Genomic DNA, 16,724 nt, shown 5'->3' with positions numbered 1-16,724 from the left:
CGCAGCTGGCGGCCCTCGGACTGCTGCGGATCGCTGTCGACACCCTGGCGCAGCGCACTCGCCCTACCGAGGCCTGGGAGCAGCGGGCGGGCGGGTTTCTTCGGGCGTGGTCGGTGGGCGCGTAGGCGTCGGCGCGGTCGTCGTCCAGCACGGCGAGCGGGTGCGCGTCGCCGCCGGCCGGCTCGGCGCACGGGCCGAGCGCGGCCCGGGCCCGGCGCAGGTCGGAGTACTGGTGGTGGGCGGTGCGCAGGGTCAGCCCGCCGGCCGTCACCAGCAGGGTGCCGGCCAGTGCGGCGAGCACCATGGCGACCGGCGAGACGTCGTCCAGCCAGGGCAGCGAGAGGTGGCCGAGGGCGGCGACGAACGGGATCCGCAGCAGCCCGCCGAGCAGCAGCAGGCCGAGCGAGGCGCCGGTGGCCCCGGCCAGCAGCACGCCGGTGGCGCCGAGCACCCAGGCCGCGGCGCGCGGCGGCAGGGCGTCGGCCAGCCGGCGGGCGGCGGGGGCGGCGAGGAAGGGGGCCAGGAACGGGACCCAGACCAGCAGGATCACCGGGCACCCCCGTCGAGGCCGGTGGCCGGGGCGGCCCCGTGCGACCCGTCGCCGAGCAGCTCGCGCAGCAGCCGTTCGTCGTCGTCGGAGAGGTCGGAGACGAACCGGGCGAGCACGGTGGAACGGTCCTGCTCGCGGTCCAGCTCGGTGCGCATCCGGCGGGCGGCCAGGCCGGCCGGGTCCTGCACGGTGGGGGTGTAGGCGTAGGCGCGGCCGGCCCGGGTGCGCTCGACGGTGCCCTTGTCGTGCAGCCGGGCCAGGATCGTGGCGATCGTGGTGCGGGCCAGCTCGCCGCCGAGGGCCAGCTGGACGTCCTGCGGGGTGAGCGGCTGTTCGGCGGCCCAGAGGGCGGCGAGCACCTGCGCTTCGAGTTCCCCGGACGGGCGGCGCGTGGCGGGCACTTCGGGCATGTCGACGTGGCCTCCAGTCGTCGTCTACAGTCATGTAGACCGTCTACGCCACTGTAGACGGTCAGTCTCGCACGCGTATCCCATCGGTACGAGTACCCCATCAGTATGAGAGGTCCGCCGCACGTGCCCTTCGCCTCCTCCCTGCTAGCGGTCAACGTCCTGGACGCCTCCTCGCTGCTGGCCGCCTTCGGTGCGCTCGGCATCGCCGCGGTGCTGTTCGCGGAGACCGGCCTGCTGGTCGGCTTCTTCCTGCCCGGTGACTCGCTGCTCTTCACCGCCGGCCTGCTGTGCGTCTCCGGCAGCCACTCCGGCCCGCACCTGGTGCTCTGGCAGGTGCTGATCGCCTCGCTGGTGGGCGCGCTGGCCGGGGCCCAGGTCGGCTACCTGATCGGCCGCCGCGGGGGGCGCGCGCTGCTCGCCCGCACCCGGCGCAAGGCGCTGGTCAAGGGCGTGGCCCGGGCCGAGGAGCTGCTCGCCCAGTACGGCTACGGCAAGGCGATCGTGCTGGCCCGGTTCATCCCGGTGGTGCGCACCGTGCTCAACCCGCTGGCCGGCGTGCTGGAGGTGCCGGTTCGCACCTTCACGCTCTGGCAGGTGGTCGGCGGCACGGTCTGGAGCATCGGCGTGGTGCTGGCGGGTTACGCCCTGGGTTCGTCCGTTCCCAACATCGACAACTACCTGTTGCCCATTATTGGTCTGGTAGTAGTTGTCTCCGTGATCCCGATTGCTCTCGAATTGCTCCGCGCCCGTCGTGAGGCGCGCCACACCGCCGCCGGCTCCCAGGACGGGGGTGAGTCGCGATGACCACGACCCCCCAGGTCGGGGCCCTGCTCGCGCACCGGCTGCTCGCCTACGACGGCAGCAGGATCGACGGTGGCCTCTACACCACCGTGACCCGCTGGGCGCAGGACGCGCCGCACTGGCTGGACCAGGTGATCAAGGTCTGGTCGAACTTCGGCCTCGGCCTGTTCGCCGTCTTCATGATCTGGGGCTGGCTGAAGGCCCGCCGGGCGGACTCGGTGGTGATGGCCCGGGTGCTCGCCTCGCCGCTGATCGTGGTCGCCGTCTACGCGGTGAACTCGGTGCTGAAGGGCATGGTCCAGGAGGTCCGGCCGTGCCAGCAGCTGCCGGCCACGGTGACCGTCGACGCCTGCCCCGGCGTCGGTGACTGGTCCTTCCCCAGCAACCACTCGGTGATCGCCTTCTCGGCGGCCGTCGCGCTGCTGCTCGCCTACCGCAAGCTCGGCGCGGTCGCGCTGGTGGCCGCGGCGCTGATGGCCGCCTCCCGGGTGTGGATCGGCGTGCACTACCCGCACGACGTGCTGGTGGGCTCGCTGATCGGCATCGTGGTCGGGCTGCCGCTGGCGGTGCTGGCCGGCAAGGCGGCGCCGCTGGTGGACCGGCTGCGCGGCGGGGCGCTGGGCGCGGCGCTCGGCAGCGGCTGACCGTAGAACGCACATCGACCGTGCCGGAGCCGGGTCCCACCCTCGTGGGGCCCGGCTCCTGGCGTACCCGGGGGGTGGCGAACGGGGCCGGTGATCGCCAGGGGGCGGCGCCACCCCTGGCCCTTTCGGCGGGTGATCGTCGGGCCCTTGTGCGGCGCTTCCGGCAGGAGCAGCATGAGATCCCCGGGCCGGCGCCCAGCGGCCGGCCCGCCACCGTCGGTCGAAGGGACGCACATGCCGTACCGGCTCGACATCATCCAGGGCGACTGGCCCGCCGAGGAGCTGCGCAAGGGCGTGGAGGGCCTGCTGGCCGAGTCCATGGTGCTGACCCTCGCCACCGCGGGGCCGGACCACGGGCCGCACGCCAACCTCGCGTTCTACGCGTTCGACGAGGACCTGGTGCTGTACTTCGTCAGCGAGCGCTCCACCCGGCACAGCCTGCACCTGTCGGAGCAGGCCAGGGCCGCCGCCACGGTCTTCCTGCCGCCGCCGGTCTTCGGCGAGCAGCTGCGCGGGCTGCAGCTGACCGGGCGGGCGGGGGAGGCCTGGGGGCAGCACGCCGAGGCGGCGCTGACGGCGTACCAGGGGCGGTACCCGGCCTTCGCCCAGGACCCCGAGGTGCGCGAGCAGTACCTGAACGGGGGCGGGGCGGCGGCGCTGTACCGGTTCCAGGTGGAGGAGCTGACCGCGGTGGACGAACCGCACTTCGGGCGGCGCAACTACCTGCGGGCCGGGGTGCTGCGGGAGCCCGCGCCGTAGCGGGCCGGTCTGGACCGCCGGGTGGGTTACTGCGAGGTTGGCTGTACAACTTAGGGATTATTGGCATGCTGGACGCTGCCCGGACACCTGATGGTCATCTGGGTCACGCAGTCTCGTCGCCGTGCGAGTGATCGCCCCGGGGAGCGGGCTCGGCCCGATCCCGCCCCCCGGCGATCACCGTGCCCACCCGTGCCCGACCAGTAAGGACGCAGCCATGACCGACAGCACCCCGCACGACGAGATCACCCTGGTCGTGCTCGACATGGCCGGCACCACGGTCGCCGACGACGGCCTGGTCGAGCAGGCCTTCCAGGCCGCCGCCGCCGAGCTCGGCGTGGTGCCCGGCAGCGAGCAGCACCAGGAGATGCTCGCGCACGTCCGGGCCACCATGGGCGAGTCCAAGATCTCCGTCTTCCGCCACCTGTTCGGCGACGAGGCCAAGGCCCAGCAGGCCAACACCGCCTTCGAGCGGGCGTACCACGACCTGGTCGACGCCGGTCACTGCGCCGCGCTGCCCGGCGCCGCCGAGGCGATCGCCGAGCTGCGCGCCCAGGGCCGCAAGGTCGTCCTCACCACCGGCTTCTCCCGGGCCACCCAGGACCGGATCCTGGCCGCGCTCGGCTGGCAGGAGATCGCCGACCTGACCCTCTGCCCGGCCGACGCCGGCCGCGGCCGCCCCTTCCCGGACATGCCGCTCACCGCGCTGCTGCGCACCGGCACCGACTCGGTCAAGCAGATCGCGGTGGTCGGCGACACCGGCTACGACATGCTCACCGGCACCCGGTCCGGCGCCAGCGTGGTGGCGGGCGTGCTGACCGGCGCCCACGACGCCGAGCGGCTGACCGCGGACGGTGCCACCCACGTGCTCGGCTCGATCGCCGAGCTGCCGGGCCTGCTGGCCGGCCGCTGAGCCTTCGGGGGCGGGGGTCGGGGCCGGGGGTCGCGGGCCGAGGGCCGGGGGTCGCCCCGGCCCTCGGCCGTTCGGGTTCCAGGGTGAGCGGCCCGGACCTGCGGCGATGGTCGACGTGACGGGCTGCGCAATCGGGGTGACAGTGCGTCCACTCTGTGCCACGATGCTCAGCGCAGTCGACGCTCTGTCGCATCGGGGGACGAATCCATGCTCAACAGCCATGCCGCACCCATGCCCGGATGGTCCGGGGGTGACGGGAACGACGCCTACCTGGACAAGACGCTGCGCCACGAGCCGGTCGAGGTGGCGCTCGACGACCGGGTCTCCGGCCGGACGGTGTTCCAGCTCTGGGCCCGGGCCGCGCTCTTCTCCTGGCTCGCGCTGCTGCTCCAACTGCCGTTCCTGATCATGTCGCTGGCCAGTGACTCCGGCGGCAGGGAGTACGGCGGCCCCTACGGCCAAGGCCCCAGCGGCTCCTCGTTCGGCGGCTTCGCGGCGGTGGTCACCTTCGACGTGCCGCTGATCTTCCTGGCGGTGCTGCTCGGCACCAAGCTCACCGAGCCGATCGGCGAGTGGCGGGTGCTGCTGGGCAACCGCACCGAGGCCGACGTGCAGTCGACCTACCACAAGATCTGCGGCGTGCTGGTCCGCCGGGGCTACCCGCTCGGAGTCAACTACCGCCGCCTGGAGACCGGTTACGGATCGCAGCAGGCCAACAGCCGGCTCTCGCTGACCAACGGCGACTGCGAGGCGGTCATCTCGGTCTTCCGGTACGGCGACAGCCTCTACCTGGGCTGGCAGATGTGGCGGACCCGGCGCGGTTGGCGGCTGATCGGCCGGTTCCTCGGCGACGCCTTCGGCAGCGTGGTGGGCCGCTCCGACCTGGCCTGGGCGATGCTGCGCACCGAGAACGTGCGGGCGATGCGCGAGGCGGTGCACGCGATCTGCCGCGAGGGCCTGGTCACGGCGATCGAGCGCGAGGAGGTGCCCGAGTCCTTCGGCTTCGGCGCCGGACGCGCGCCGCAGCTGGAGCACCGGCCGACGGCACCGACGCCGGTGCCGGCCCCGGGCACGCCGCTGGAGCGGGCCACCGCCGCGCCGTCGCAGGCTCCCGTGCCGTCGCAGGTCCGGTCGCCGCTGCCGCAACCGCCGAGCGGGCCGCCCGCCGCGGGCGGCTCGTGGTCGGGCGGCGAGCCGACCGGGTGACCGCGCCGGCCACCACCGGGGTGCTCGAACACCGCGCGGAGAACGGGAGTTGGGCCTGGGCCGGACTGCGGGTGGCGCCGGCCCGGGCGCTGCACGCGCACCGCGGCTACGGCGACGTCCCCGAGGAGCAGCGCCGGGCCCAGGCCGTGGGCGCCGAGCTCGCCTGGCTGGCCGGCCTCTGCCGGCCGGGCGCGGCGAGCCGGTTCGAGCTGCGCTGCACGAACGAGCCGGCCACCGGGCTGCTGCGGTGCGTGCTGCTCGGGCAGACGGTCTCCGGTGCACCCGCGGACGCCCCCGCGGCGGCGCTCGAACTGCGCCACCGGCTGGGGCAGTTGCCGCCGCACGTGGTCGGGCGGGAGATCCTCGACCCGGAGCAGCTGCGGGCCGAACTGCTCGGGGTGGGCGAGCCGGCGGACCGGGTGGAGCTGGTCGAGCTGCGCAAGCGGCTGACCGCCCACCCGCTCGGCCGCACCGACACCGACCGCAGCCACGCCGTGCTCGGCGCCGCGCTGGCCGGGCCGGGGGCCGACTGGGAGCCGTTCTGGGCCCGGCTCGCCGCCCGGCCGGTGCGCACGCTGCTCTCGGTCGCCCTGGAACCGGTGCTGCTGCACCCGGCCGAGCTGGCCGAACTGGACGGCTACGCCCGGGAGTACCGCCGGCTGGCCACGCCCGGGCAGACGGCCGGGGTCTGGCGGCTGACCCGGCCGGGGGACCCGGCGGCACAGGCGGCCGCCGAGCAGCTCACGGCGGTGCTGCGGGCGGCGGCGCAGCCCGGGTACCGGCTGCGGGTCACGCTGGCGAGCGAGCCCGCGGGTGAAGCGGCGGGTACCGCGATGGGCGGGCCCGGCAGCGGCCTTGTGGAGCTGGCGCACCTGCTGGCCGGGCTGGTCGGTGGACCCGGGGCGGCCCTGGCGGTGCTGCCGGTGCCGCCCGCCGACCGGGCGGCCGCGCTGGCCAACCTGACCGGTCTCAACCTGGCTCCGCTGCCGCTGAGTTACCCGCAGGGGCTGCCGCCGGGCCACTACGGCTGGGTGGAGGAGACGCTGAGCGGCCTGGGCACGGTCGGCGAGGCGGCGGCGCTGCTGCGGCTGCCGTACCAGGTGCTGAGCCACCGGCCGCTCTTCGACGACCGGTTCCTCGCCGCGCCGCCCGCCGACGCCCCACCGGCTGCCGCGCCCCCGCCCGCCACCGACGTGCCACAGTTCTGACCCCGCTGACCCGTTGACCCGTTGACCCGTTGACCCCCAGCCCCCTGGAGACCCGGATGACCGACTTCCTGATCGCATTCGACGGCGACCCCGACGAGGTCGACACCGACGCCCGTGACCTGCGCGACTTCCTCAGCCAGGACGGCGAGCTGCGCGGCCGGATCGCCAACCGCATGGTCCCGCCGGCCCCCGGCGAGCAGGGCGGGGTGGCCGACGCCGTGCACTACGCCACCGAGCTGGGCCCGCTGGTGCTGCAGCCGCTCGGGCTCTGGCTGGCGGCCCGGCTGCGCAAGGGCAAGGTGAAGCTCACCCTGCACCGCCCGGACGGCGCCGAACTGAAGATCAGCACCGAGGGCGTCGGCGACGCCCAGGCCCTGCTGGACCGGGTGGAGCACTTCCTCGACCCCGACGAGGCCGGCGAGGCGGGCGAGGCGCTCGAGGCGTAGGGCGAGTCCCGGTGTCCTGGCCCGCCCAGCTGCCCGATCCGGCCAGGTCCCGGGTGGTGCTGGTCTCGGTCGGCGACTTCCACGCCCCCGGGCTGGACGCGCTGCCGCAGGCCCACCCCGCCGTGGACGAGCTGGCCGACGCCCTGGCCGGGCCGAACGGCGTGCTGCGCTGGGAGCAACTGGTCCGGATCGCCGACCCGCGGACCCCGGGCGAGGTGCTCGGCCCGCTGGCGGCCGCCGCCGAAGCCGCCGAGGAACTGCTGCTCTTCTACTACGTCGGGCACGGGGTGCTCGACGAGACCCGGCGGCTGCACTTCGCGCTGCCGGACACCGACGAGGGCCGGGTGCCGAGCACGGCGCTGCCGGCCGCCGCGGTGCTGGAGCTGCTCGGCGGCCCGGCGAGCCGGGCCCGGCACCGGGTGGCCTGGCTGGACTGCTGCTTCGCCGGGCTGGCCCTCGACCTGCCCGGCGCCGGCGACGTCAACCTGCTGACCGCCGCCGACCGGACCCGCAAGGCGCTGGCCCCGCCCGACGGCCGGACCACCGCCTTCGCCGGGGCGTTGGTCGAGCTGCTGCGCGAGGGCGTGCCGGACGGGCCGCCGCACCTGGAGCTGCCGCTGATCCACCGCCGGGTCGAGGTGACGCTCGGCCGGGTGCCGGACGGCATGCCGAAGCGCACCCTGCCGCCCAATCCCTGCCACCGCACCACCCACACCGGCGCCGACCTGGCGCTGGCCGTCAACCCGGCGCACGGCACCGCGCGGACCCGGGCCGGGCTGATCGCCCGCAGCCGGTTCGCGGTCCGGGTGGCGCTGGCCGCCCGCCCCGGCCGCCCGGCCCAGGCCGTCGCGCTGTTCGCGGAGATCCTGCGGGACGCCGAGGCGGTGCTGGGCCCGGCCGACCCGGACACCGTGCGCGTCCGCGAGGCCCTGGACTGGGCCCGGCAGCGGCTGGGCTGACGGCCGCGGCGGGGGCCCACCCCGCCCAGGTCCGCTAGGGTTTCGAAGATCGAATCGTGGTGGGCGCACGCCTGTAGGGGGAGATGAACCGTGGCCGGCTCGTACCAGGTGGATCCGAACGCGTTGGCCAACACGGCGAAGGGCATCAACGATGCGATCGCCGAGCTGAAGAAGTTGGGCATCGACGAGGCCGCCGAGCAGGGCCGGGGCTTCTCCGGCCTGGAGCTGACGGGCATGCAGGTGGGCAACGAGGGCCTGCGGTCGGCGTTCAGTGACTTCTGCGAGCGGTGGAGCTGGGGCGTGCGCACGCTGGTGCACGACGGCACCGAGATCGCCACCCGGCTGGGTCTGTCCGCGGGTAAGTACTACGACCAGGAGCAGTACGCCTCGGGCGTGCTCAAGGACGTGGTCAACGCGGCGATCGGCAACCCGGACCTCACCCAGGACCAGGTGGAGAGCCAGTCCTGGAGCCAGGTCTGGGGCGACAACCCGTACACCCAGGTCGAGAACGCCGACTACTCCAAGGCCTCGTTCGACAAGGCCGCCGCCGACTCGAGGGCGACCTGGAAGGCGGAGGGCAAGGACGTGGTGGACAACATGCCGCTGCCCGGCTTCCCGATGGTCGCCAAGTCGGTCGAGCAGCAGCTCGCGGGCAAGGGCTGACACACGCGTACGCCCGATGGCGGGTGCTCCCCCGTGGAGCACCCGCCATCGGGCGTACGCGTACCGGCCGGGCTCAGTGACTGGCCCGCAGGTTGAGCAGGACCACGCCCACGATGATCAGCGCGATCCCGAGCAGCTGCGGCTTGCCCAGGTGCTCCCCGAAGGCGACCACGCCGATCGCGGCGACGGCCGCCGTCCCCGCACCCGACCAGACGGCGTACGCCACCGAGACCGGTATGTGCTTCAGCGCCTGGCCGAGCAGCGCGAAGGAGAGCACGTAACCGATGCCCACCCCCACGCTCGGCCACAGCCGGCTGAACCCGTCGGTGAGCTTGAGGCAGCTGGTGGCGCAGACCTCGCTCAGGATGGCGAAGGTGAGGAGGAGGTAGGACATGCGAACTATTCTCGCGGGTCGGTCAGCGCGGCCAGCATCGGGAGGTCCGCCTCGGTCAGGCTGGCCAGCAGGGTGATGCCGGGCGCGACCGGGATCGCGGCCTCCGAGGAGGGGACGGCGAGCACCGCGCAGCCGGCCGCGTGGGCGGAGGCGACGCCGGTCGGGGTGTCCTCGACGGCCACGCACTGCGCCGGGTCCAGGCCGAGCCGGGCGGCGGCGGCCAGGTAGGGGGCCGGGTCGGGCTTGGTGCGCGGGGTGTCCTCGGCGGCCAGGGTCACGGTGAACCAGTCCCGGCCCAGGTGGCTGAGGACCAGGTCGACCACCTCGCGCGGCGAGGCGGAGACCAGTGCGGTGGGCACCGCGGCGGCGCGCAGCCGGCCGAGCAGGTCGAGGGCGCCGGGGCGGGGGACCACCTGGGCGGCGACCTTGGCGAGGAAGCGGCGGTGCAGCCGGTCGGCCAGCTCGGCCGCGCCGGGGGAGTCGGCGATCACCCGGGCCAGGTGGGCCGCGGTGTGCTCGACGGCGTGGCCGAGCACCTCCGGGCGGTCCGCCGCACCGAGCCGGTGGTCCAGCTCGGCGGCGACCTCGGCGGTGGCGTCCCACCAGAGGTGTTCGGTGTCGACCAGGGTGCCGTCCATGTCGAAGAGGACGGCGGTGGGGAGCAGACGGGCGGCAGTCATCGAGGCGATCACTGCCCCGCGCCGGAGCGGACGTCGACCAGCACCGGGCGGTCCGGCAGGCTGACCACGGCGTTGCCGCCGACCGGCAGCTGCGCGGCCTCGTCGGTCGGCAGGTCGGCCTTGACCAGGGTGCCGTCGGCCAGGCGCACGGTGAGCCGGGTGACCGCGCCGAGGAAGCTGGCGCCGATCACCACGGCCGGCCCGTCCGCGGCCGGGGCCACGCCCACGTTCTCCGGGCGGACCAGCACCTCCAACTCGCCGGCGGCCGGCAGGGTGCCGTCCACCGCGTGCTTGCGGCCGAACACCTCGACGCCCTCGCCCGCCCGCTGCGCCGGGATCCGGCTCATGGTGCCGACGAACTCGGCGACGAACGCGGTGGCCGGACGGGCGTAGAGCTCGCCCGGGGTCGCGCACTGCTCCAGCTTGCCGGCCCGCAGCACCGCGACCCGGTCGGCCATGGAGAGCGCCTCCTCCTGGTCGTGGGTGACGAACAGGGTGGTGATCCCCAGCTCCTGCTGCAGCCGGCGGATCTCCTCGCGCAGGTTGAGCCGCACCTTGGCGTCCAGCGCGGAGAGCGGCTCGTCGAGCAGCAGCACCCGCGGCTGCAGGGCGAGCGCGCGGGCCAGCGCGATGCGCTGCTGCTGGCCGCCGGACATCTGGTGCGGGTAGTGCCCGGCGCGCTGCGGCAGGCCGACCAGCTCCAGCAGCTCCATGGCCCGCTTGCGCCGCTCCTCCTTGCCCACGCCGCGCATCTTCAGGCCGAACGAGACGTTGTCCAGCGCGGTCAGGTGCGGGAAGAGGCTGTAGGACTGGAACACCATGCCCGCGTCACGCTTGTGCGCCGGGATCCGGGTGACGTCCTGGCCGTCGACCAGCACCTCGCCCGAGTCGTGGCTCTCGAAGCCGGCCAGGATCCGCAGCGCGGTGGTCTTGCCGCAGCCCGAGGGGCCGAGCAGGGCGAGCAGCTCGCCGGGCTGCACGGTCAGGTCCAGTCCGTCGAGGGCGACGGTGTTGCCGAACGCCCGCCGCAGCGAACGGAATTCGACGGTGGCGCTGCCGGAGGCGAGCGGGGCGCCGGGGGGAACGGTGGCGGCCGTGGTCATGAGAGGAGCTCCTGGAAGAAAGTGCGTGGGGGATCGTACGCGATCGACGGTCGGGACGGCCGCGGCCCGGGCCCGGGGGCCCGTGCCGTCAGGCCTTGGCGGCTCTGCGACCGCGGTTGCCGAGCACCGACATCAGCAGCAGCACGACCCAGACGACCAGCAGGCTGATCATCGAGACCGCGACCGACATCTGACCGTCGGTCTTGCCGTAGGAGTTGATCCACACCGAGAAGGGCTGGAAGCCGAGGATCGAGGCGGTGGTGAACTCGCCGAGCACCAGGGCGACGGTGAGCACCGAGGCGCTCAGCAGCGCGCTGCGCAGGTTCGGCAGGACCACCGAGAAGACCGCGCGCGGGTAGCTGGCGCCGCAGTTGCGGGCCGCCTCGACCAGGGTCGTCACGTCCACCCCGCGCAGCCCGCCGTCCAGCGCCCGGTAGGCGAAGGGCAGCGCCATCAGCACGTAGGCGACCAGCAGCACCACCGGGAAGTTCGGGTTCTGGACGGCCACGAAGGTCTGGAAGAACGGCGAGTCCTGGAAGTACTCCGGACCCCAGCGCAGCACCCCGACGATGCCGGTGGTCAGCGCGACCACCGGGACCACCAGCGGCAGCGAGCACATGACCTCGATCACCGGGCGCAGCCGCGGCGAGCCGAGCCGGGCCGCCAGCAGCGCCGGCACCAGGATCAGCAGCAGCACCACCACGGTGGCGCCGGCCAGCTCCAGGCTGAGGTAGAGCGCGTCCAGGAAGCCGGGCGCGCCGAGCAGCTTGGTGTAGGCGTTGAAGGTGACGCCGCCGTGGTAGTCGTCGATGCTGAACCAGATCGAGGCGCCCATCGGCACGAAGAAGTACACCGCGGCGAGCAGCAGTACCGCCAGGCGCCCCGGGCGCAGCCGGCCCAGCCGGGCGCGGCCGGCGGCGGACGGGCCGGGGGTGGGAACGGACGTCAGCTGAGCCACTTGGCACTCCGGCGCTGGAGGGGCAGGTAGATCGCCATCACCAGGCAGGCGACCACGATCATGTCGAGACCGAGGGCCAGCGCCAGGTTGCCCTGGCCGACCAGCACGTTGCCGGAGAGCGCGTCGCCGATCTGCATCGAGATCAGCGGGATCGAGCTGCCGACCATCGCCTCGGCGGTGGCGTACGCGGCGAACGAGGCGCCGAACAGCAGCACGTAGCCGCCGAGCAGCGAGGGCAGCAGCACCGGCAGCGCGACGTGGCGCCAGTACTGGAGGGTGGTGGCCCCGTTGTTCGCCGCCGCCTCGCGCCACTGCACCCGCAGGCCCTCCAGGGCCGGGGTGATGGTGAGGATCATCAGCGGGATCAGGAAGTAGAGGTAGACGACCGCCAGGCCGTCGAAGGTGTACAGGCTCCAGCCGTACTTCTTCAGGCCCAGGCTGGTGGTGACCTCACCGGCGTTGCCGAGGGTGGCGACGAACATGAAGGCCAGCGGCACGCCGCCGAAGTTGGCCAGCACGCCCGAACCGGACTGCACGGCCTCGCGCACGAAGCGCCAGCGGGAGGTGGCCACCGCCTGGGCCAGCGGCAGGCCGAGCACGGTGCCGATCAGCGCGGTCAGCGCGGACAGCTTGACGCTGCCGAGCAGCGCGGTCAGGTAGCCGCCCTGCAGCGAGGCGGTCAGGTTCGACATCGTGAAGGTGCCACCGCCGCCGGGGGCGTCGGAGGAGGTGGTGAAGGCACCGATCAGGATGGCGATCGCCGGCAGGCCGAAGCCGACCGTGAAGAACACGATCAGCGGCAGGGCGCCGAGCCAGGCGCGGTTGCCGCGGGCGCGGCGGCGGGTGGCCGTGGGGGCGGCCGGGGAAGCGGGAGTGGCGGTACCGGGGGTCCCCCCGCCGCCGCTGGTGTCAGCGGCGGCGGAGGTCGGCACCGGGGTGGGAGCCGTGGTCATGAGTTGGGTCAGCCCCCGATGGCCTTGGACCAGTTGGACGTGATGGCGGCCTTGGCCGCGTCCTGCTGGGCCTGGGTCGGGAAGGTGGTGAACGGCTTGGCGATGGCCGGCAGCTTGGCGACGGCGGCCGCGTCCAGGGTGCCCGCGGTCTTCATCGAGTCGAACAGCGCCGGGGTGGCGTAGCCGCCCAGGAAGCCGTTCTGGCCCTCGGCGCTGTAGAGGTACTCCTCCCACAGGCGAGCCGCGGCCGGGTGCGGCGCGTACTTGCTGATGGCCTGGTTGTAGTACTGGGCGAAGCTGCCGTCCGAGGGGATCGACACCTGCCAGTCGATGCCCTTGCTGGCGTACTGGGCGGTGTAACCGGTGTTCAGGTACGACCAGTCGATGGTGATCGGGGTCTCGCCGTTCTGCACGGTGGCGGAGGTGGCCTCGACCGGGTTGAAGTTGCCGGCCGCCTTCAGCTTGCCGAAGAAGTCGATGCCGGGCTGGATGTTGTCCAGCGAACCGCCGTTGGCGAGCGCGGCCGCCCAGACGCCGGAGAGCGCGGCGTTGGCCTTGGTCGGGTTGCCGTTCAGCGCGACCATGCCCTTGTAGGCCGGGTTCAGCAGGTCGGCGAAGGTCTTGGGGCAGGGGTTGACCTTCTTGGCGTCGCAGCCGATCGAGATGTAGCCGCCGTAGTCGTTGTAGCTGGTGGCGTCCGCGGCCTTCATGGTGGCCGGGATCTGGTCGTAGCCGGCGACCTTGTAGGGGGCGAACAGGCCCTGCTGGGCGCCGGAGATGGCGAACGCGGTGCCCACGTCGACGACGTCCGGGCCGCGGTCCTGGCCCTCGCGGGAGGTGATCGCGTTGATCTCGTCCTGGCTGGTGCCGTCCGGGTTCTCGTCCTCGATCTTGATGCCGTACTTCTTGGTGAAGCCGTCCATCAGGACGCCGTAGTTGGCCCAGTCACGGGGGAGGGTGATGACGTGCAGGTTCCCCTCCTTCTTGGCGGCCGCGACCAGCGCGTCCATGCCCCCGAGGTCGGCGGCCGAGGCGGCGGTCTTGGCCTTGGCGTCGCCGCCGCTGGAGGAGGAGCCGGCGGAGCCGCAGGCGGTGAGAGAGAGCGCGGCGCAGGTCAGCACCGCCGCAACGGCGGCAGTACGGGCACGGTGCACGGTCACGGGAGGATCTCCTGGATCGGGGTGCGGCGGTCGCCCGGCAGGAAAACCTCGGGGCTGCACGCGGCGACGGGGGAGGGGGTGTCGGGGCCAGGTGGACCGAGCCACGCTGGCCTGAGCAAGTTGGTCAGCCAACTTCGTCCGACGCGGAACAGTACGCCCGACCTTGGTGACCAGGAGGTGAACGGGCGCCCCAGAACAGGGGTCGGCTGCGGGAACGGTCGAGTCCGGTCGGGCGATATCGGTCCAACGGGCGTGCGGCGGCGGCATCCGGAGCCGATAGGGTTCGAGCGTCCCGGGGGCCGCCGGTACACGGGACACTGGAAGGCAGAGGGGGACCCAGGTGGGAGGCACGGTGACTCGGAGCGGGACTCGGCTGGACGTCCAGGAAGCAGGCGACGTCCGGGAGGAGAACGACCTCCAGGAGGAGGGCGCGGACAGCGCCCCGGCGGGCGCGCTGTACCGCCGGGTCGCCGCCGACCTGCGGGAGGCGATCACCACCGGCGCCTACGGCGAGGCCGGCCGGCTGCCCGCCGAGGGCGCGCTGGCCGAGCGGTACGGGGTCTCCCGCGGCACCGTCCGCCAGGCGCTCGCGGTGCTGCGCGCCGACGGCCTGGTCACCTCGCGCCGCGGCACCCGCCGGGTGGTGCTCGGCAACGCCCGGGTGCAGAGCTTCTCCGAACTGCTCAGCTTCACCCACTGGGCGCGCGCCATGGGCGAGGAGCCCGGCGGTCGGCTGGAGTCACTGGTCTGCCGGCCCGCCGACGCCGCCGAGCGCGAGCAGCTGCGCCTGGAGGTGGGCGCCGAGGTCTACGTGACGCTGCGCCTGCGCACCCTGTCCGGCACCGCCGTGATGGTCGAGCGCACCGTCTACCCGCCCCATGTCGGCGTGCTGGTGGCCAAGTTGCCGCCGGACGTGGTCTCGCACACCGAGCACCTGCGGGAGCACGGCATCCTGTTCACCGACGCCGACCACACCATCGACGTGGTGGCCGCCAACGCGGAGGACGCCCGGCTGCTCGGCTGCCGGCGCGGCGCCCCGCTGCTGCGCGAGCGCCGCCGCACCACCGACCCGACCGGGCGTCCGGTGGAGTGGTCGCAGGACCGCTACCTGCCCGGCACGGTCTCCTTCAGCGTGCACAACTCGATGGTGACCTCCGCGCTCTCCCGGCACGCCCGCACCTCCGACGACTGACGGAGGCCGGTGGGGCGGGCGTGCCGGGTTCGCTTCGGCGGATCGCTCGGGTGGGTCGGAGCGGAACCCCCGGGTCAGAGCGCCAACAGGCACTCCAGCAGCGGGCGGAAGTGGTCGAAGGAGGGCGTCGCGGTGTCCGGGTCCTTGGCCTGGTCGTCCCACCGCCGCACCGCCACCGCGTCGGCGGCGCCCGGCAGTTCGGCGAAGGCGGCGGCCCGCTCGGCGGTCATCGGGCCGCCCTGCACCTTCAGGGTGTACTCGGAGGCCTCGGAGAGCTGCGCCCGGTAGGCCGGCTCCACCGTGCACAGGTAGCGCTTGGCGGCCACGTGCAGCCGGATCGGCTCGGTGACCGCCGGGCCGAACCAGCGGGCCAGCCAGTCGGCGCCGGTGTCGCTGTGCCGGTTGTCCTCGCCGAGCATCAACTGGCGTCCCGTCACCACCCCGTGGAAGTGGCCGACGTCGTGCAGCAGCGCGGCCGCCACCAGGTGGTCGGGGGCGCCCGCCCGTTCGGCCAGCGCCGCGGCCTGCAGCATGTGCTCGGCCTGGGTGACCGCCTCGCCCAGGTACTCCGCGGCCCCCTCGCCCGCGAAGAGCGCCGCCAGCTCGTCCAGCGCGGTGGCCCGCCGCTCCAGCACCGCCAGGGTGGAGGCGAGCGAGTCCAGGTCGGCGTAGCAGCCCTGCAGGTGGCGCCGCCCGTCCTGCTCGAAGGCGGTGCGGGCGTGCAGCAGGCGGGTGTTGTCGAAGATGAGGCAGTCGCCCGGGCCGAGCCGGAAGGAGAGCTGGAGCTCGGGGCGCTGGGTGAGCGCGGCGAACCTCCGGTAGGCGGCGTAGAAGGCCGTCAACTCGGCGGTGGGCAGGACGAGTCGACCGATCGAGCGATTGTTCATCCGGACCTCGCGGATCCGGCCGAGCGGATCGACCTCGATCAGCGGCCGGTCGGCGCGCAGCTCGGTGTCCCGGTCGCGGAAGGCGAACGGCACCAGGGTGCGGGTCAGCACCGCGAAGTCCTCGGGCGCCTGCTCGCGCAGCAGGGCGGCCGCCCGGAAGCCGTCCACCAGGCCGGAGTCGCCGCCGACCGCGTCGTTCGCCAGGCAGTGCAGCAGCTGCAGGGTGGGCACCGGGTCGCGGTACGGGTTGTCGGTGTGCGGGGCGATGGCGGCGCTGGTGAAGGCCAGGTTGTTGGGATCGGGCTCGACCCGGACGTCGAACAGCTCGCCGTAGTTGGTCGCCCGGACGTAGCCGAAGCTCGCGGCCACCGCGAGCACCTGCCGGTCCGCGGTCGGCACCTCGCGCAGCACCGCGAAGCCGAGCCGCTGCACCGCGCGGAGCACGGCGGCCCGCTCGGCCGGGTCGCCCAGGTAGTCGGCCCAGCGGGCCTCGGGCAGCTGCTCCGGGGCCTGGTCGGCGGTGAAGTCGGCGGCCTGCCAGAGCCGCTTGTCGGCCTCGGTGCGCCGGTCGCCGGTGCGGGCGTGCTCCTCGGTGGTCAGCAGGTCGAGCGGGTAGCTGGAGCGGTGACCGTCGTTCCAGAGCACCTCCAGGCGGCCGTTCAGCTCGGTGGAGGCGGAGACGGACAGCTCCTCGGGCAGGTCGGTGATCTGGAAGAGCTTCTGGCCGTTGCGCGGATCGCGGCAGTCGGCGCAGGGGCAGTTGTCGCGCAGCCAGTACGGGGGGGACGAGGCGGGGACGGCGGACATGGCGGGCCCTTCGGGGAGGCGCTACGGGCGGCGG

Annotated in this window: 18 protein-coding genes and 1 pseudogene; 10 read left to right on the top strand and 9 right to left on the bottom strand. The window is 73.9% G+C overall.

Translation table 11 applies throughout. The annotated features are described in order from the left end of the window. Nucleotides 1-550 (bottom strand): annotated as a pseudogene (locus tag ACQRUO_RS20845) (hypothetical protein); the annotation flags it as partial. Continuing rightward, nucleotides 547-960: a BlaI/MecI/CopY family transcriptional regulator gene (locus tag ACQRUO_RS20840; RefSeq protein WP_428317502.1), complete on the bottom strand. Its 414-nt coding sequence runs from the start codon at nucleotides 958-960 to the stop codon at nucleotides 547-549. The gene ACQRUO_RS20840 and the pseudogene ACQRUO_RS20845, both read right to left, overlap by 4 nt. A gap of 105 nt (nucleotides 961-1,065) precedes the next feature. Between ACQRUO_RS20840 and ACQRUO_RS20835 the strand changes: the two genes are divergently transcribed. The 9 genes from ACQRUO_RS20835 to ACQRUO_RS20795 all read left to right on the top strand — a co-directional run bounded on the left by ACQRUO_RS20835 (nucleotide 1,066) and on the right by ACQRUO_RS20795 (nucleotide 8,556). After that, nucleotides 1,066-1,764 (top strand): DedA family protein, encoded by a 699-nt coding sequence (locus tag ACQRUO_RS20835; RefSeq protein WP_428317501.1) that lies wholly within the window; start codon nucleotides 1,066-1,068, stop codon nucleotides 1,762-1,764. After that, complete coding sequence (locus ACQRUO_RS20830) at nucleotides 1,761-2,405, top strand: phosphatase PAP2 family protein (protein ID WP_428317500.1); 645 nt, start codon at nucleotides 1,761-1,763, stop codon at nucleotides 2,403-2,405. Before ACQRUO_RS20835 ends, ACQRUO_RS20830 begins: the two co-directional genes overlap by 4 nt. A gap of 234 nt (nucleotides 2,406-2,639) precedes the next feature. Continuing rightward, on the top strand, nucleotides 2,640-3,164 hold the full coding sequence (locus ACQRUO_RS20825) for a pyridoxamine 5'-phosphate oxidase family protein (protein WP_428317499.1): 525 nt from the start codon (nucleotides 2,640-2,642) through the stop codon (nucleotides 3,162-3,164). Nucleotides 3,165-3,378: 214 nt separating this feature from the next. Then, a complete protein-coding gene (locus tag ACQRUO_RS20820) occupies nucleotides 3,379-4,074 on the top strand; it encodes a phosphonatase-like hydrolase (RefSeq protein ID WP_428317498.1) in 696 nt (231 codons plus the stop codon). Nucleotides 4,075-4,305: 231 nt separating this feature from the next. Then, on the top strand, nucleotides 4,306-5,280 hold the full coding sequence (locus ACQRUO_RS20815; RefSeq protein WP_428317497.1) for a hypothetical protein: 975 nt from the start codon (nucleotides 4,306-4,308) through the stop codon (nucleotides 5,278-5,280). Next, nucleotides 5,277-6,488: a hypothetical protein gene (locus ACQRUO_RS20810; protein WP_428317496.1), complete on the top strand. Its 1,212-nt coding sequence runs from the start codon at nucleotides 5,277-5,279 to the stop codon at nucleotides 6,486-6,488. The genes ACQRUO_RS20815 and ACQRUO_RS20810 overlap by 4 nt, the downstream gene beginning before the upstream one ends. Before the next feature lie 56 nt (nucleotides 6,489-6,544). After that, on the top strand, nucleotides 6,545-6,934 hold the full coding sequence (locus tag ACQRUO_RS20805; RefSeq protein WP_428317495.1) for an effector-associated constant component EACC1: 390 nt from the start codon (nucleotides 6,545-6,547) through the stop codon (nucleotides 6,932-6,934). An 11-nt stretch (nucleotides 6,935-6,945) separates the two neighbouring features. Continuing rightward, nucleotides 6,946-7,893: a caspase, EACC1-associated type gene (locus ACQRUO_RS20800; protein ID WP_428317494.1), complete on the top strand. Its 948-nt coding sequence runs from the start codon at nucleotides 6,946-6,948 to the stop codon at nucleotides 7,891-7,893. A 90-nt stretch (nucleotides 7,894-7,983) separates the two neighbouring features. Then, the gene (locus ACQRUO_RS20795) at nucleotides 7,984-8,556 is read left to right on the top strand and encodes a hypothetical protein (RefSeq protein WP_428317493.1); all 573 of its coding nucleotides are present in this window, start codon (nucleotides 7,984-7,986) and stop codon (nucleotides 8,554-8,556) included. A gap of 73 nt (nucleotides 8,557-8,629) precedes the next feature. On the opposite strand, the gene ACQRUO_RS20790 is transcribed toward ACQRUO_RS20795, so the two are convergent. The 6 genes from ACQRUO_RS20790 to ACQRUO_RS20765 form a co-directional block, all read right to left on the bottom strand. Beyond that, a complete protein-coding gene (locus tag ACQRUO_RS20790) occupies nucleotides 8,630-8,950 on the bottom strand; it encodes a DMT family transporter (RefSeq protein ID WP_428317492.1) in 321 nt (106 codons plus the stop codon). Nucleotides 8,951-8,955: 5 nt separating this feature from the next. Then, the gene (locus ACQRUO_RS20785) at nucleotides 8,956-9,630 is read right to left on the bottom strand and encodes an HAD family hydrolase (protein ID WP_428317491.1); all 675 of its coding nucleotides are present in this window, start codon (nucleotides 9,628-9,630) and stop codon (nucleotides 8,956-8,958) included. 8 nt (nucleotides 9,631-9,638) lie between these two features. Further along, the gene (locus ACQRUO_RS20780; protein ID WP_428317490.1) at nucleotides 9,639-10,733 is read right to left on the bottom strand and encodes an ABC transporter ATP-binding protein; all 1,095 of its coding nucleotides are present in this window, start codon (nucleotides 10,731-10,733) and stop codon (nucleotides 9,639-9,641) included. Nucleotides 10,734-10,821: 88 nt separating this feature from the next. Then, nucleotides 10,822-11,634, bottom strand: coding sequence for an ABC transporter permease (locus ACQRUO_RS20775; protein ID WP_428317505.1), 813 nt, complete (start codon nucleotides 11,632-11,634; stop codon nucleotides 10,822-10,824). Between the two features lie 44 nt (nucleotides 11,635-11,678). Next, nucleotides 11,679-12,644, bottom strand: a complete 966-nt coding sequence (locus tag ACQRUO_RS20770; protein ID WP_428317489.1) for an ABC transporter permease — start codon at nucleotides 12,642-12,644, stop codon at nucleotides 11,679-11,681. Nucleotides 12,645-12,652: 8 nt separating this feature from the next. Then, a complete protein-coding gene (locus ACQRUO_RS20765) occupies nucleotides 12,653-13,804 on the bottom strand; it encodes an ABC transporter substrate-binding protein (protein ID WP_428317488.1) in 1,152 nt (383 codons plus the stop codon). Between the two features lie 454 nt (nucleotides 13,805-14,258). On the opposite strand from ACQRUO_RS20765, the gene ACQRUO_RS20760 reads away from it, so the two are divergent. Further along, a complete protein-coding gene (locus tag ACQRUO_RS20760) occupies nucleotides 14,259-14,996 on the top strand; it encodes a GntR family transcriptional regulator (RefSeq protein ID WP_428317504.1) in 738 nt (245 codons plus the stop codon). Between the two features lie 74 nt (nucleotides 14,997-15,070). Here the strand turns inward: ACQRUO_RS20760 and tmpA are convergent, their stop codons facing one another. Next, nucleotides 15,071-16,690, bottom strand: coding sequence for a 2-trimethylaminoethylphosphonate dioxygenase (tmpA, locus tag ACQRUO_RS20755; protein WP_428317487.1), 1,620 nt, complete (start codon nucleotides 16,688-16,690; stop codon nucleotides 15,071-15,073). Nucleotides 16,691-16,724 lie beyond the last annotated feature (34 nt).

This window comes from Kitasatospora sp. LaBMicrA B282, from assembly GCF_050325825.1.
Classification (GTDB): Bacteria; Actinomycetota; Actinomycetes; order Streptomycetales; family Streptomycetaceae; genus Kitasatospora.
The sequence above is the reverse complement of the archived record's forward strand: the minus strand, read 5'-3'. Positions and strand labels throughout refer to the sequence as shown.

Coding starts and splice junctions, on each gene's coding strand:
- ACQRUO_RS20840 (WP_428317502.1), bottom strand. CDS start 960: ATGCCCGAAGTGCCCGCCACGCGCCGCCCGTCCGGGGAACTCGAAGCG.
- ACQRUO_RS20835 (WP_428317501.1), top strand. CDS start 1,066: ATGAGAGGTCCGCCGCACGTGCCCTTCGCCTCCTCCCTGCTAGCGGTC.
- ACQRUO_RS20830 (WP_428317500.1), top strand. CDS start 1,761: ATGACCACGACCCCCCAGGTCGGGGCCCTGCTCGCGCACCGGCTGCTC.
- ACQRUO_RS20825 (WP_428317499.1), top strand. CDS start 2,640: ATGCCGTACCGGCTCGACATCATCCAGGGCGACTGGCCCGCCGAGGAG.
- ACQRUO_RS20820 (WP_428317498.1), top strand. CDS start 3,379: ATGACCGACAGCACCCCGCACGACGAGATCACCCTGGTCGTGCTCGAC.
- ACQRUO_RS20815 (WP_428317497.1), top strand. CDS start 4,306: ATGCCCGGATGGTCCGGGGGTGACGGGAACGACGCCTACCTGGACAAG.
- ACQRUO_RS20805 (WP_428317495.1), top strand. CDS start 6,545: ATGACCGACTTCCTGATCGCATTCGACGGCGACCCCGACGAGGTCGAC.
- ACQRUO_RS20790 (WP_428317492.1), bottom strand. CDS start 8,950: ATGTCCTACCTCCTCCTCACCTTCGCCATCCTGAGCGAGGTCTGCGCC.
- ACQRUO_RS20785 (WP_428317491.1), bottom strand. CDS start 9,630: ATGACTGCCGCCCGTCTGCTCCCCACCGCCGTCCTCTTCGACATGGAC.
- ACQRUO_RS20780 (WP_428317490.1), bottom strand. CDS start 10,733: ATGACCACGGCCGCCACCGTTCCCCCCGGCGCCCCGCTCGCCTCCGGC.
- ACQRUO_RS20770 (WP_428317489.1), bottom strand. CDS start 12,644: ATGACCACGGCTCCCACCCCGGTGCCGACCTCCGCCGCCGCTGACACC.
- tmpA (WP_428317487.1), bottom strand. CDS start 16,690: ATGTCCGCCGTCCCCGCCTCGTCCCCCCCGTACTGGCTGCGCGACAAC.